This is a genomic window from Streptomyces sp. WI03-4A (genome assembly GCF_033792105.1).
In the GTDB taxonomy this organism is placed as follows: Bacteria; Actinomycetota; Actinomycetes; order Streptomycetales; family Streptomycetaceae; genus Streptomyces; species Streptomyces collinus_A.
On sequence record NZ_JARAUO010000078.1, the window covers coordinates 1 to 14,373 of the forward strand.

Here is a 14,373-nt window from a genome sequence, read left to right on the forward strand (position 1 = left end):
CGGCCGCAGCAGCGGTGCGAGGGCCGGGGCCAGCAGCTCCGCCTGGCCCGGCGCGGACGGGTAGTTGAGCTCCAGGTTCACGGGGGCGCGGTCCGCCGCCTCGGTCAGCGCGTGCCCGGGCTGCGGGTCCGGCTCGGTGGCGCGGACGAACGTGCCGCGCCCGACCTCGCCCACCACCAGCCCCCGACGCACGAGTTCGGCGTACACCCGGCCCGCCGTCGAGGCCGCGACGCCGTGCCGCCGGGCGAACGCCCGCTGCGGCGGCAGCCGTTGCCCCGGCCGGAGCCGGCCGCGCCCGATGTCGGCGGCGATCCGGTCGGCGATGCGCCGGTAGTCGTCCACGAGTCCCTCTGCCCTCCTGCCGTGACGGCGCACGCGATTGCACCGAGGGCAAAGATTTCATTGCACCGAAGGAGAGGCCACACCTAGGGTCGAACGCATGCCCCCCTTCCTCTCGTACGAGGACAAAAACCCCGGCGTCACCACGCGGGTGCCCCTCGTCCTCGTCCACGGCCACCCCTTCGACCGCACGATGTGGGCCCCGCAGCTCACCGCGTTCGCCGCCGGCCGCCGGGTGGTCGCCCCCGACCTGCGCGGCTACGGCGCCTCCCCGGTGACCGCCGGCACCGTCCCGCTCTCCCGCCACGCCCGGGACATCGAGGACCTGCTGGACCACCTGGCCGTGGACACCTGCGTCCTGGCCGGCCTGTCGATGGGCGGCCAGATCGCCATGGAGTGCTACGGCCGCCTCGGCGACCGCGTCCGGGGCCTGGTCCTCGCCGACACCTTCCCCGACCCCGAGACCCCCGCCGGACGGCTGGGCCGGCGCGCCATGGCGGACCGGCTGCTCGCCGAGGGCATGCGCGGCTACGCCGACGAGGTCCTGGAGAAGATGGTCGCCCCGTACGCCGCACCCGAGGTCAAGTCGCACGTCCACCGCATGATGACGGCCACCGCACCGCAGGGCGCCGCGGCCTCCCTGCGCGGCCGCGCCGAACGCCCTGACTACCGCGACCTGTTGACGAAGGTGACCGTCCCCGCGCTGGTCGTGGTCGGCGCCGACGACACGTACACGCCGGTCGCCGACGCGGAGGCGATGCACGCGGCGCTCCCCGACTCGGTGCTGCACGTCGTCGACGGCGCGGCCCACCTGCCGAACCTGGAGCGGGCGCCGGAGTTCAACCGCGTCCTGGAGAAGTTCCTGACGCGGATCGACACCGGCTCGTAGGCTCATCCGTGTGAGCGATCGTCCCCGCAGGTCCGGTTCCTGGTGCGCGGGGCTGCTCCTGGCCGGGGTGAGCGCGGTCCTCGGCTGCCGGGCGGCCGGCACCGACGGCGTCACGCCCGTCCCGCAACTGCTCGCCTTCCTGCCCTGGCTGCTCGTACCGGCCGGCCTCGGCCTGCTGTGCGCGCTGCTGGCCCGCTGGTGGCCGGGGCTGGTGTGGGCGGTCGCCGCGCTGGCCGTGCTGGCCTGGTACGCGGACCCGTACGGCCGCATCCACGAGCCCGCGGGGCGGCCCCTCGCCTCCCTCCGGGTGCTGACCTCGAACGTCGAGTTCGGGCGGGGCACCCCGTCCCTGGTCCCGCAGATCCGCCGCCAACGCCCCGACCTCGTCTTCGTCGAGGAGTGCGAGCACACCTGCCGGGCCACCCTGGAGCGCGACTTCGCCGGTGCCTACCCGCACCGGCGGGCCGTCGCGGCGGACGGCTCCAAGGGCTCCCTCGTCCTCAGCCGCTACCCGCTGCGGCCGGCGGCGGGGGTCCCCGGCACGATGGGCATGCCCGGAGCCGTCGCCGACGTACGCGGCCACGCCGTACGCGTCCAGCTCGCCCACCCGATGCCCCCGCTGCCCGGCCAGGTCGGCCTCTGGCGCCGGGAGCTGGACCGGCTGCGCGCCTTCGCCGCCGCCGACACCCGCACGCCCACCATCCTCGCCGGCGACTTCAACGCCTCCCAGGACCACGAGGCGTTCCGCCGCATCCTCGACACCGGCCTGTCGGACGCCGCCGGGCTCGACGGGCACGACCGCACCCCGAGCTGGCCCGCCCGCACCGCCTCCGTCATCGGCGCCCAGATCGACCACGTCCTGCTCTCCCCGGACTTCACCGCGGCCGACGCCCGCTTCCTGCGCCTCACCCGCACCGACCACCGCGCGCTGGTCGTCGACGTCACACTGCACGCACCCGGCTGACGGCACCGGGCAACGGGCACCGCAAGACCCCGCCCACAGCCTGTGGACGGCCGGACGACCCCACGGCCGGACGGAACGAAGCGGCCATAATGGGCGCATGTCCCGTGAGTTCCCCATCGGCCTCACCCCTCCCGACTGGCTGGTCCGGAACCTCCAACCCCACCGGGCACCCCTCAACCGGTCCGCGATGGCCCGCGCCGCCCTCGGGATGAGCCTGCCGCTGGCGATCGGACTCGCGGCCGGACAGCCGGCGTACGGCGCGCTCGCCTCCATGGGCGCCCTGTCCGGCGTCATCAGCGACACCGCAGACGCCTACCGCATGCGCGTCCTGAACATCGCGGTCCCGCAGCTCTTCGGCGCGCTCGGCGTCACCCTGGGCGCGGCGGTGTACGGCCACGGCTGGTACGCGGTCGCCGCCCTCACCGCGATCGCCCTCGTCTCGGGGATGATCTCGACCATCGGCGCGGTCGCCTCCGTGTCGGGACTCATCCTGCTGATGAACAGCGTGATCGGCGCGGGCCTCCCGCTCCCCGGCGCCTGGTGGGTGGCACCGGCGCTGATGACCGGCGGCGGCCTGCTCGTCCTCGCCCTCGCCCTGCTGGCCTGGCCGCTGCGGGCCGGGATCCCGGAACGCGCGGCGGTCGCCGCCGCCTACCGCACGGTCGCCGACCTGCTGGCCGCCTGCGGCGACCCGGGCCGCTACGTCACCGCCCGGTACGCCGTCACCCAGTCCCTGAACCGTTCCTACGACACCATCCTGTCCCACCGCGCCCGTCACCACGGCCGCAGCCCCGAACTCACCCGTCTGCTGGCCCAGTTGAACGCGATCACCCCCGTGGTCGAGGCGGCACCCGCCGTCCACCTGACCGGCCGGCCACTCCCCGTGGAGGTACCTGAGGCCGTACGCCACCTGGCCGAGGTCATCGAGAGGGGCCGCACGGGAGCCAGGAGCCACACCGGGCGGGGCACCCCCAGGAACCTGAACCCGCCCCGGGACCCGAACCTCGCCCTGGACACGAACCCGGACGTGGACCCGGACCCGACGTCCCACCTCCCCGCCCCCACCACCGAGACCGCACGGGCCATGGACCACGCCGTGCGCCACGCGGCCGGGGTCGCCGCCGGGCCCGACGTCGACCCCCGCGGCGTCGACGACCACCTCGGGGGCTTCGCCGCACCCGGCACCCGCACCGCGCGCGCCGCCCGCGGCGTCCTGCTCTCCGCGGGCTCGTGGCACTACGGCCTGCGCCTCGCCGTCTGCATCGGCATCGCCCAGGCCCTGGTCTCCCTGATCGCGGTCCCGCGCTCCTACTGGGTGGCGCTGACCATCACCTTCGTCCTCAAGCCCGACTTCGGCTCGGTGTTCTCCCGGGCGCTGCTGCGGGCGCTGGGCACGGTGGTGGGTCTCGTGGTCGCGGCGGCGGTGCTGGCGGAGGTGCCGCCGGGCTGGTGGAGCGTGCCCGTGATGCTGCTGCTGGCCCCGCTGATCCCGGCGCTGACCCCGCGCGGCTACGGCTACCAGACGGCGGCGATCACCCCGGTGATCCTGCTCCTCTCGGACATCCTGAACCACAAGGGCACGGCCCTGCTGCTGCCCCGCCTGCTGGACTCGCTGATGGGCTGCGCGATCGCCCTGATCGCCGGGTACCTGCTGTGGCCGGAGAGCTGGCACACGTGGGTCGGCGACCGCCTGGCCGACGCGGTGGCGGACACGGCGGCCTACGTCGAGGCGGCCTTCGGCCCGAAGACCGACCCCGCGGGCCACGCCCGCATGCGCCGCCGCCTCTACCGGGACCTGTCGGCGATCCGCACGGAGTTCCAGCGGGCGCTCACCGAGCCGCCGCCCACGGGCCGGCGGGCGGCCGCGTGGTGGCCGCTGGTCGTCGCCGTGGAACGCATCGTCGACGCGACGACGGCGGCACGGGTCCGGGTCAGGCACGGCTCCCCGCCCCCGTCGTCCGCCGAGATCGGCCAGGTGACGCTGCAGCTACGCGAACTGGCGGAGGGGGTGCGCCGGGCGGAGCACCTGACCGCGGTCAGGACCGACCCGACGGGCCCCTCGGGCAGCGTGCTGGAACCGCTGCGCCAGGAGGTGGCCACGGCGCGGGCGATCACAACACGGCATTGACGGCTCGGCCACTGACCGAAACGGGTTTGCGGGCCGCTAACCTTACGTGTCCGTCCTGGCCAGGGATTAAACGGGCATCAACTCACGCGAAGGGTTGCGCACATGGGCATTCTCACTCTCCTGCGGAACGCATTCGGCCGCTCACGCAAGGGACGAACGGCCGAGGCAGAGGGTGCGGCCCAGTCCCCCGAGCCCACCTCCACCCAGGTCCCCGAGCCCCGCACGTCCTCTTCCGAGGAGCACGAACTGGTCTCCGCGGCCTTCGACAACATCACGGTCCCGAAGCAGGCCACAGAACCGAGGACCACGTCGCCCGAGCCGGCGGCAAAGCCTGCGGCCGAGCCGGTGACCGAGCCCGAGGCGACCGACCCTGCAGCTCAGGCGGACGAGCCTGCGGCTGAGGCCGAGGCGAAGCCGGTGGCTGAGGCCGAGGCGAAGCCGGTGGCCGAGGCTGAGGTTGCCGAGCCCGTGGCCGAGGCCGTCGAGGCGGAGCCCGAGGCCGAGGTCGTCGAGCCCGTGGCCGAGGTCGTCGAGCCTGCGGCGGAGACGCCTGTGGCCGAGGCGAGCGAGCCGGTGGCTGAGCCCGAGGCGAAGCCGGTGGCTGAGGCCGAGGTTGCCGAGCCTGCGGCCGAGGCCGTCGAGGCGGAGCCCGAGGCCGAGGTCGTCGAGCCCGAGGCCGAGGTCGTCGAGCCTGCGGCGGAGACGCCTGTGGCCGAGGCGACCGAGCCGGTGGCCGAGCCCGAGGCGAAGCCGGTGGCTGAGGCCGAGGTTGCCGAGCCCGTGGCCGAGGCCGTCGAGGCGGAGCCCGAAGCCGAGGTCGTCGAGGCGGAGCCCGAGGCCGAGGTCGTCGAGCCTGCGGCGGAGACGCCTGTGGCCGAGGCGACCGAGCCGGTGGCCGAGCCCGAGGCGAAGCCGGTGGCTGAGCCCGAGGTTGCCGAGCCCGTGGCCGAGGCCGAGGCTCCTGAGTGCGTGGCTGAGCCGGTCGAGGCGAAGCCCGAGGCCGAGACCGTCGAGCCTGCGGCTGAGACGGAGACCGAGGCGGTGGCCGAGGTCGTCGAGCCTGCCGCGGAGGCAGAGGCGAAGACCGAGGCAGAGCCCGCCGCCGAGGCGACGGCCGAGCCGGAGCCGGCCGAGGCGCCGCAAGCCGCCGACGGCGAGGACGCCCCACAGGGGCCACTCGCAGCCGACGACGAGACCCGCACGGGTGGTGCGGGTGGGAACGACTCCGCCGAAGGCGAAGCCGAGGCGACCGCCAAGCCCGCCCCCGCCACCCCCCTCACCAAAATCAAGTCCCGCACCCCCTCCCTCACCACCGCCTACAAGGCCGCGACCACCACCCTCAAGAAGACCGACCTCACCGGCACCCGAGCGAAGCTCTACCTCGTCCTCGACCGCTCCGCGAGCATGCGCCCGTACTACAAGGACGGCTCCGCCCAGGCCCTCGCCGACCAGACCCTCGCCCTCGCCGCCCACCTGGACCCCGAGGCCACGGTCCACGTCGTCTTCTTCTCCACCGAGGTCGACGGCACCACCGACCTCACCCTCGACGCGGACCACGAGACCAGGATCGACGACGTGCACGCCGGCCTCGGCCGCATGGGCCGTACCAGCTACCACGCCGCCGTCGAGGCCGTACTCGCGCACCACGAGAAGAACGCAGACCCGGCCGCCCCCGCCCTGGTGATCTTCCAGACGGACGGCGCCCCGGACGCGAAGACCCCCGCCACCCAGTCCCTCACCGAGGCCGCGAAGAACCACCCCTCGGTGTTCTTCTCCTTCGTCGCCTTCGGCGAGCACGACAACAAGGCCTTCGACTACCTGCGGAAGCTGAAGACCGACAACACGTCCTTCTTCCACGCGGGCCCCACCCCGCGCGAACTCACGGACACCGAGCTGTACGAAGGGGTACTCGCCGCCTGGCGCCCGTAACCCGCCACACCCCGCCACACCCCATAACCGCACATAACGCACCGCACTCACCCTGCCGCCCGCTTCTCACCCCGTAAAACGGAAGCGGGCGGCATACACACGTCGGCTACGATTTCAAGGTTCGTACACATAGCGACCTGGGAGCAGCCCCCGATGGCTCGACACCTCATCACCAGCGCCCTTCCGTACATCAACGGGATCAAGCACCTGGGCAACATGGTGGGGTCCATGCTCCCGGCGGACGTGTACTCCCGGTACCTCCGCCAGCGCGGCCACGACGTCCTGTACATCTGCGCGACCGACGAGCACGGCACCCCCGCCGAGCTCGCCGCCAAGGAGCAGGGCCTCGCGGTGGACACGTTCTGCGCCCAGGCGCACGACGCCCAGAAGGCCGTCTACGACGGCTTCGCGCTCGCCTTCGACTACTTCGGCCGCAGCTCCTCCGCGGAGAACCGGGACATCACCCAGCACTTCGCCCGCAAGCTGCACGAGAACGGCTTCATCGAAGAGCGCGCCATCCGCCAGGTGTACAGCCCCGCCGACGGCCGCTTCCTGCCGGACCGCTACGTCGAGGGCACCTGCCCGCACTGCGGCTACGACAAGGCCCGCGGCGACCAGTGCGAGAACTGCACCCGTGTCCTCGACCCCACGGACCTGATCAACCCCCGCTCGGCGATCTCGGGCTCCACTGACCTGGAGGTCCGCGAGACGAAGCACCTCTTCCTGCTGCAGTCCAAGCTGCAGCACGAGGTCGAGGCGTGGGTCTCCCGGCACGAGGAGGACTGGCCGCAGCTCGCCTCCTCCATCGCCCGCAAGTGGCTGACCGAGGGCCTGCACGACCGCGCCATCACCCGTGACCTGGACTGGGGCGTCCCGGTCCCGGCGGACACCTGGCCGGAGCTGGCGGCCGAGGGCAAGGTCTTCTACGTGTGGTTCGACGCCCCGATCGAGTACATCGGCGCGACCAAGGAGTGGGCGGACCAGGACCCGGAGAACCGCGACTGGAAGTCGTGGTGGTACGACGTGGACACCGAGGTCCGCTACACCGAGTTCATGGCCAAGGACAACGTCCCCTTCCACACCGTGATGTTCCCGGCCACCGAGCTGGGCGTGCGCGAGCCGTGGAAGAAGGTCGACTACGTCAAGGCGTTCAACTGGCTGACGTACTACGGCGGAAAGTTCTCCACCTCGCAGAAGCGGGGCGTCTTCACCGACCAGGCCCTGGAGATCCTGCCCGCCGACTACTGGCGCTACTTCCTGATCGCCAACGCCCCCGAGTCGGACGACTCGTCCTTCACGTGGGAGCACTTCACGGCCACGGTCAACAAGGACCTCGCCGACACCCTCGGCAACTTCGTCAACCGTGTGCTGTCCTTCTCCCGCAAGCGCTTCGGCGACGACGTGCCCGAGGGCGGTACGCCGGGCGAGGCGGAGACCCGCCTCGGCGAGGAGATCGCGACGCTCCTGGCGGAGTACGAGTCGCACATGGAGACCCTCCAGTTCCGCAAGGCGGCCGCGGCCCTGCGCGCCCTGTGGTCGGCCGGCAACTCCTACCTGGAGGAGAAGGCCCCCTGGCTGGAGATCAAGACCGACAAGGACGGCGCCGCGCTCACCCTGCGCACGGCGATGAACCTGATCCATCTGTACGCGGTGGTCTCCGAGCCCTTCATCCCGGCGACGGCGAAGGTCATGCGGGAGGCGTTCTCCCTGGAGAACGACACCGCGTCCTGGGTCACCGCGGACGAGGCGAAGACCCTCACCTCGGTCCCGTCCGGCACCCCCTTCGCCGTCCCCCCGGTCCTCTTCGCGAAGCTCACCGACGAGGACCTGGAGACGTACAAGGAGCGCTTCGGCGGCACCGAGGGCTGACGAAGCCCACCGCCCAGGCCCGGGAAGCCACCTGCCTCCCGGGCCTTCGCGTACCCGGCGCCGGTGAGGCCCGCGACGTACCGTCGACCTGAACGGACACGGGGGCGCGGCACCCGGCCGCCCCTCTCCGCTCTGGCAGAGTAAGGATCTCGTGAACCTCCCCTCCCCCCACCACCGGCTCCTCTCCGACGTCGTCGGTGTCGGCGGCCCGTTCGGGCTCGTGCTCGCCGGTGGCTACGCGCTGCAGGCGCACGGCCTGCTCGAACGGCCGCACGCGAACGTCGACTTCGCCACCGAGAGCCCCAAGGCCATGGACCGGATCGCCGGTGCCGTCGGCGCGGCCCTGGAGGCGCGGGGGCGGCTGGTGCGGGCCGGGAGGGCCACCGAACGGACGGCGGAGCTGACGGTCACGGACCCGCCGAGCGGCGAGCCCTGCGCCCTCACCCTGCACAAGGAGACGTTCTGGCAGCCGCCCGAGCTGACCGCGTACGGCCCCGCGCTCTGCGTCGAGGACGCCGTGGGCACGAAGATCCGGGCCCTGTACGACCGGGGCGCCGCCGTCGACCTGATCGACGCACAGGCCGCCGCCAGCCGCTTCTCCCTGCCGGACCTGGAGGAACTGGGCCGCAGGCACGCCCACGACCCCTTCGACCTGCCCACCCTCCAGTCCCGCCTGACGGGTACGGACTTCTACTCCACCGTGGAGTTCCTGCGGTACGGACTGGACGAGCCGCGCGTCGACGCCCTGCGTGCCTGGGCGCAGGCCTGGTCGGACGACATCGCCGAGCGGCTGCTGGAGGACGGCGCCGCTCCCGAGGACGAACCCGATCCGGGCACGGGCGAGTAACCCCGACCGCCGCGTCCTTCAGCGGCCGGCAGGTCTCCGCGTGCAGCAGGTGTCCGCGGACTCGTCGTCGGCGGACACCCGGCCCGGAGACGGCTGTGCGCGCCGATCGTCAAGAGCGAGTCAGGACAGATCGGCGCGCACGGACACCCGGTACTACTTCGGCTGCGGCTTCCTGACGTTCAGGTGCAGCTCGCGCAGGCGGGACTCGTCCAGCTCGGTCGGGGCGCCCATCATCAGGTCCTGGGCGTTGCCGTTGAGCGGGAAGGCGATCGTCTCGCGGATGTTGGGCTCGTCCGCGAGGAGCATGACGATGCGGTCCACGCCCGGGGCGATGCCGCCGTGCGGCGGGGCGCCGAAGCGGAACGCGCGGAGCATGCCCGCGAACTTCTCCTCGACGGTCTCACGGTCGTAACCCGCGATCTCGAAGGCCTTGAGCATGATGTCCGGCTCGTGGTTCCGGATCGCGCCGGAGGACAGCTCGACGCCGTTGCAGACGATGTCGTACTGCCAGCCGAGGATGTCCAGCGGGTCCTGGGTCTCCAGGGCCTCAAGACCGCCCTGCGGCATCGAGAACGGGTTGTGCGAGAAGTCGATCCCGCCGGTCTCCTCGTCCTTCTCGTACATCGGGAAGTCGACGATCCAGCAGAAGCGGAAGACGCCGTCCTCGAAGTGGCCGGCGCGCTTGGCGGCCTCCACCCGGACGGCACCCATGATCTTGGAGACCTCGTCGTACTCGCCCGCGCCGAAGAAGACGGCGTGGCCGGGGGCCAGCGCGAGCCGCTTGGTCAGCTCGGCGACGTTCGCCTCGGTCAGGAACTTCGCGATCGGGCCGGACAGCGTGCCGTCCTCGGCCACGCGCACCCAGGCCAGGCCCTTGGCGCCCTGCTCGACGGCGTAGTCGCCGAGCTGGTCGAAGAACTTGCGGGGCTGGGCGGAGACGTCCGGCACCGCGAGGGCGCGCACGTGCTTACCCGCGAACGCCTTGAACTCCGAGCCCTCGAAGACGTCGGTGATGTCCACCAGCTCCAGCTTGGCGCGCAGGTCCGGCTTGTCGGAGCCGTACTTGAGCATCGCCTCGCGGAACGGGATGCGCGGGAAGGGGGAGGTGACGTGGCGGCCGCCGCCGAACTCCTCGAACAGCTCGGTCATCAGCTTCTCGACCGGCTGGAAGATGTCCTCCTGCTCGACGAAGGACATCTCGATGTCGAGCTGGTAGAACTCGCCCGGCGAGCGGTCGGCGCGGGCGTCCTCGTCGCGGAAGCAGGGCGCGATCTGGAAGTAGCGGTCGAAGCCGGAGATCATCAGCAGCTGCTTGAACTGCTGCGGGGCCTGCGGCAGGGCGTAGAACTTGCCCGGGTGCACGCGGGAGGGGACCACGTAGTCACGGGCGCCCTCGGGGGAGGTGGCGGACAGGATCGGCGTCGCCATCTCGTTGAAGTTCATCGCCGCCATCTTCTGGCGCATGGCCGAGATGACCGCCGTGCGCAGCATGATGTTGCGGTGCATGCGCTCGCGGCGCAGGTCCAGGAAGCGGTACTCCAGGCGCCGCTCCTCGTTGACCCCGTCCTCGGTGTTGATCGTGAAGGGCAGCGGGGCGGCCGCGCCGAGCAGCTCGACGTCGGCGACCTCGACCTCGATCTCGCCGGTGGGCAGGTCGGGGTTCACGTTCTCGGTTCCACGTGAAACAACCTGGCCGTCGACGCGGACCGTGGACTCCTTGGAGATCCTGTCCAGGGCCTCGTAGGCGGCCGTGCCGGGACGGGCCACCAGCTGCGTGATGCCGTAGTGGTCGCGCAGATCGATGAAGAGGATGCCGCCCAGGTCGCGCCGATTGTGCAGCCAGCCACTCAGCCGGACGTCGGTGCCGACGTCAGAGGCGCGGAGCTGGCCGCAGGTGTGGGACCTGTACCGATGCATCGTCGTTCATCGTCCTTCGTGGTGGGGTGATGAGTGCCGGAGCTGCCGCTCCGGCGGGAGCCGGGCACGGGGCCCGGACCCATCAAGGGTACCGGGCACGCCAAGATCGGCTCCCCACCTTTTCCCCGGCGTCCCCCGGCCTTCGGCGGTACCTCCAGCGTGTCCTTCCCTCCCGTCGGGGCTTCTTACAGTGGCACCGATCGATCGGATCTTCCTAAAGTGGGGCAATGCGTACAGGCGAGCCCCTGCCGTCCGTGAGTGACGTCCTCGCCGCCCTCGCGACCGGACTGTGGCACTGGGACACGGCCGCCGGCCTGGTCACCGTGGACGCGGAGGCGGCGCGACTGCTCGGGCTGCCCGCGCGCCCGGCCACCCTCACGGAGGCGCAGACCCGGGCCCGGCTGCACCCGGTCGACTGGAACGAGATCACCGGCGTGATCCGGCTGGCGGTCGCCGAGGGCACGCTGGCCGAGGTGCGCATCCGGATCATGGACGAGCAGGGGCGCGTCCTGCGGGTCGTGCGCAGCCGCTCGAAGCCGTCGTACGACCCCGAGCGGCACAGCTACGAGCTGACCGGCACCCTCCAGGAGGTCACCGAACCGGCGCCGGGCACGGCGGCGGGCCGCAGCGCGGTCACCGGGGACTGGCGGCGCTCCCGGGAGGCGTTCCTGCTGGACGCGGGCCGGGCGCTGGCGGAGGCGCGGTCGACGCAGGAGGTGCTGCGGGTCGCGGCCGGGCTGTCCATGCCGGGGTTCTCCCCGGACGGACTCGCGGTGTTCGGCGTCGAGGGCGACCGGCTGACGATCATCGGCCACCACGGGCACCAGCCCGGCGCCGACGGCCCCTTCTCCCATCTGCCGCTGACGGCCGACTACCCGGCCGCCGAGGTGGTGCGCACCGGCCGGCCCGTCTACCTCTCCTCGCCCGAGGACTACCGCGGCCGCTACCCGGTCACCTGGCCGCTCGCCCGGCACTTCGGCCGCCACTCCTGGGCGTTCCTTCCGCTGACGGCGTCCGGGCGCACCATGGGCGCCTGGATGGCGGCCTTCGCCTACCCGGTGGCCTTCACGCCCGACGAGCGGGCGGTCCTGACGACGGTGGCCCGGATGCTGGGCCAGGCCCTGTCCCGGGCCGGTGCCGCCGACTCCCAGCGGGAGCTGGCGGAGGGGCTGCAGCGCTCCATGCTGCCGTCGCTGGGCCCGCAGATCCCGGGGCTGACCGTGGCGGCCCGCTACATCCCGACCGGCGGCGGGCTCCAGGTGGGCGGGGACTGGTACGACATCATCCCGCTGCCCTCGGGCCGGTACGCGCTGGCGATCGGGGACGTGCAGGGCCACGACGTGCGGGCGGCGGGCCTGATGGGCCAGCTCCGCATCGCCCTGCGGGCGTACGCCTCCGAGGGGCACCGCCCGGACGCGGTCCTCTCCCGGGCCTCCCGCTTCCTGCACGGCATCACCCACGACGAGCACATGACCGACCCGCGCTTCGCGACCTGCCTGTACGTGGAGGCCGACCCGGAGACCGGCCTGCTGGAGATCGCCCGCGCCGGGCATCTGGACCCGGCGATCCGGATGGCCGACGGCACGGTGATGACGCGTCCGACGGCGGGCGGGCTGCCGCTGGGCGTCGACCCGGACGCGGACTACCCCACGACCCGGTTCACGCTGGAGCCGGGCGAGATCATGACGCTGTGCACCGACGGCCTGATCGAGACCGGCGGGCACGACATGGAGAGCGGCTGGCGGCGCGTCCGGGCGATCCTGGAGGACCACCGGGGCGATCCGGAGTCGCTGGCCGACGCTCTGGTGCAGGGCGTGCTCGGGCCGTCCTCGCACCACACCACCGGCCCGCGGCCCGACCGCCGCGAGGACGACATCGCGGTGCTGCTGCTGGGCCGGCCCGGGGCGGACCGCGGCTGGGGCGACCCGGCGGCCGTCCGGCCCGCGGTGCGGCGCACGGCGCTGTCGGTGGCGCAGGACGAGCCGGAGCGGATCGCGGAGGCCCGCCGGCACCTGCGTGAGCTGCTGCACGACTGGGGCTCGGCCGACCAGGTGGACTCCGCGGTGCTGCTGGTCTCCGAGACGGTCACCAACGTCCTGGTGCACACCGACGCCGACGCGCTGCTGCTCGCCGAGGTGGGCGGGGAGCCGGGCGGGCGCCGGCTGCGGCTTGAGGTCACGGACGCCGGTGACGACCTCCCGCACAAGCGCCGGCCGGGCGAGCTGGCGTCGTCGGGCCGCGGCCTGATGCTGATCGAGCTGCTCGCGGACGCGTGGGGGGTGGAGCCGCGGGGGCGTGGCAAGAGCATCTGGTTCGAGCTCTACGAGTCCGACGGCTCGGGCGGCCGCTGACGTGAGCGCAGTTCCTGTACGACGCCGAAGGCGGCGGCGGTCAGCGGAACCGAGAGCAGCATGCCGAGGATCCCCGCGACGGAGGCGCCCGCGGTGATCGCCAGCATGACCACCGCCGGGTGCATCTGCACGGTCCGGCTCTGGATGACGGGCTGGAGCAAGTGTCCCTCCAGTACCTGGACCGCGAGCACCACCCCGAGCGCCCACAGCGCGATGACGAAGCCGCGGTCGGCGAGGGCGACCAGCACGGCCACCGCGCCGGAGATGAAGGCGCCGAGGTAGGGGATGTAGGCGAAGACGAAGACGAGCGCGCCGAGGCCGACGGCGCCGGGCACGCGCAGGACCAGCAGGCCGACGGTGATGCACACGGCGTCGATGAGGGCGATGAGGGTGGTCCCGCGCATGAACCCCTCCACCGCCGTGAAGGCCCGCCGGGCGACGGCCTCCGCGGTGTCGGCGGTGCCGCCGGGCGCGACGGCCCGCAGGACCTCGACGGCGCGGTGGGAGTCGCGCAGGAAGAAGAAGACCAGCAGCAGCGCGAGCACGGCCATGGCGATGCTCTCGCCGACCACGCTGACCCCGCTGATCACGTTGGAGGCCGCGGTCCCGCCGAACTTCTCGAGCAGCTTGCGGGAGTTGCCGGCGAGGTCGTCGAGGCCGGTGCCGGCGGCCCCGAAGTGCCGGGCGACGGACTGGGCGGCCTGCCGGAGCGAGGCGATGATCTGGTCGCCGGTGTCGATGAGCGCGGCGACGACGATGTAGACCGCCCCACCGACCACGGCCACGACGGCGACGCAGGTCAGCCCGGCCGCGAGTGAGCGCTGCACCCCCGCCGCCACCAGCCGCCGGTACAGCGGTCCCAGCAGCGCGGTCCCCAGCAGGGCGAGCAGCACCGGCACCACGGCCGTACGGAGCTCCCCGCACAGCCGCACACCGACCCACCCCACCCCGGCGACGAGCAACAGCACGACACACCAGGCAGCCAGACGACGAACAGGCTCGGACAGCGGCGGCACACCCCCACCAGACCACGCCACCCCCCGCCTGTCCCGCGGCGCGCCCCCGTCCGGGTGAGCCACAGCGGGGCGACGGGCAGCGCGCTCACCGCCGACGCGGGCCCCGGTGCGCACGCTGCCGCGC

At 72.8% G+C, this 14,373-nt stretch carries 10 protein-coding genes; 7 read left to right on the plus strand and 3 right to left on the minus strand.

Annotated features, from left to right (window positions below):
• A partial coding sequence (locus PV343_RS39550; protein ID WP_319151884.1) for a winged helix-turn-helix domain-containing protein occupies nucleotides 1–342 on the minus strand: 342 nt, incomplete at its 3' end.
• A gap of 97 nt (nucleotides 343–439) precedes the next feature.
• On the opposite strand from PV343_RS39550, the gene PV343_RS39555 reads away from it, so the two are divergent.
• From PV343_RS39555 to PV343_RS39580, 6 genes are all read left to right on the plus strand, one after another.
• A complete protein-coding gene (locus PV343_RS39555; RefSeq protein WP_319151885.1) occupies nucleotides 440–1,228 on the plus strand; it encodes an alpha/beta fold hydrolase in 789 nt (262 codons plus the stop codon).
• Between the two features lie 10 nt (nucleotides 1,229–1,238).
• On the plus strand, nucleotides 1,239–2,192 hold the full coding sequence (locus PV343_RS39560) for an endonuclease/exonuclease/phosphatase family protein (protein ID WP_319151886.1): 954 nt from the start codon (nucleotides 1,239–1,241) through the stop codon (nucleotides 2,190–2,192).
• A 97-nt stretch (nucleotides 2,193–2,289) separates the two neighbouring features.
• Nucleotides 2,290–4,320, plus strand: a complete 2,031-nt coding sequence (locus PV343_RS39565; protein WP_319151887.1) for an FUSC family protein — start codon at nucleotides 2,290–2,292, stop codon at nucleotides 4,318–4,320.
• A 102-nt stretch (nucleotides 4,321–4,422) separates the two neighbouring features.
• On the plus strand, nucleotides 4,423–6,249 hold the full coding sequence (locus PV343_RS39570; RefSeq protein ID WP_319151888.1) for a VWA domain-containing protein: 1,827 nt from the start codon (nucleotides 4,423–4,425) through the stop codon (nucleotides 6,247–6,249).
• Between the two features lie 153 nt (nucleotides 6,250–6,402).
• A complete protein-coding gene (gene metG, locus PV343_RS39575; protein WP_319151890.1) occupies nucleotides 6,403–8,118 on the plus strand; it encodes a methionine--tRNA ligase in 1,716 nt (571 codons plus the stop codon).
• A 151-nt stretch (nucleotides 8,119–8,269) separates the two neighbouring features.
• Nucleotides 8,270–8,965 (plus strand): hypothetical protein, encoded by a 696-nt coding sequence (locus PV343_RS39580; RefSeq protein WP_319151892.1) that lies wholly within the window; start codon nucleotides 8,270–8,272, stop codon nucleotides 8,963–8,965.
• A 153-nt stretch (nucleotides 8,966–9,118) separates the two neighbouring features.
• Here PV343_RS39580 and aspS read toward each other — a convergent pair whose 3' ends face one another.
• The gene (gene aspS / locus PV343_RS39585) at nucleotides 9,119–10,882 is read right to left on the minus strand and encodes an aspartate--tRNA ligase (protein WP_319151893.1); all 1,764 of its coding nucleotides are present in this window, start codon (nucleotides 10,880–10,882) and stop codon (nucleotides 9,119–9,121) included.
• 227 nt (nucleotides 10,883–11,109) lie between these two features.
• Here aspS and PV343_RS39590 point away from each other — a divergent pair, with 227 nt between their 5' ends.
• Entirely contained in the window at nucleotides 11,110–13,233 is a 2,124-nt protein-coding gene (locus PV343_RS39590) for a SpoIIE family protein phosphatase (protein ID WP_319151894.1), read from the plus strand.
• Here the strand turns inward: PV343_RS39590 and PV343_RS39595 are convergent.
• Complete coding sequence (locus PV343_RS39595; protein WP_319151895.1) at nucleotides 13,203–14,249, minus strand: AI-2E family transporter; 1,047 nt, start codon at nucleotides 14,247–14,249, stop codon at nucleotides 13,203–13,205. The genes PV343_RS39590 and PV343_RS39595 overlap by 31 nt on opposite strands.
• Nucleotides 14,250–14,373: the final 124 nt, after the last annotated feature.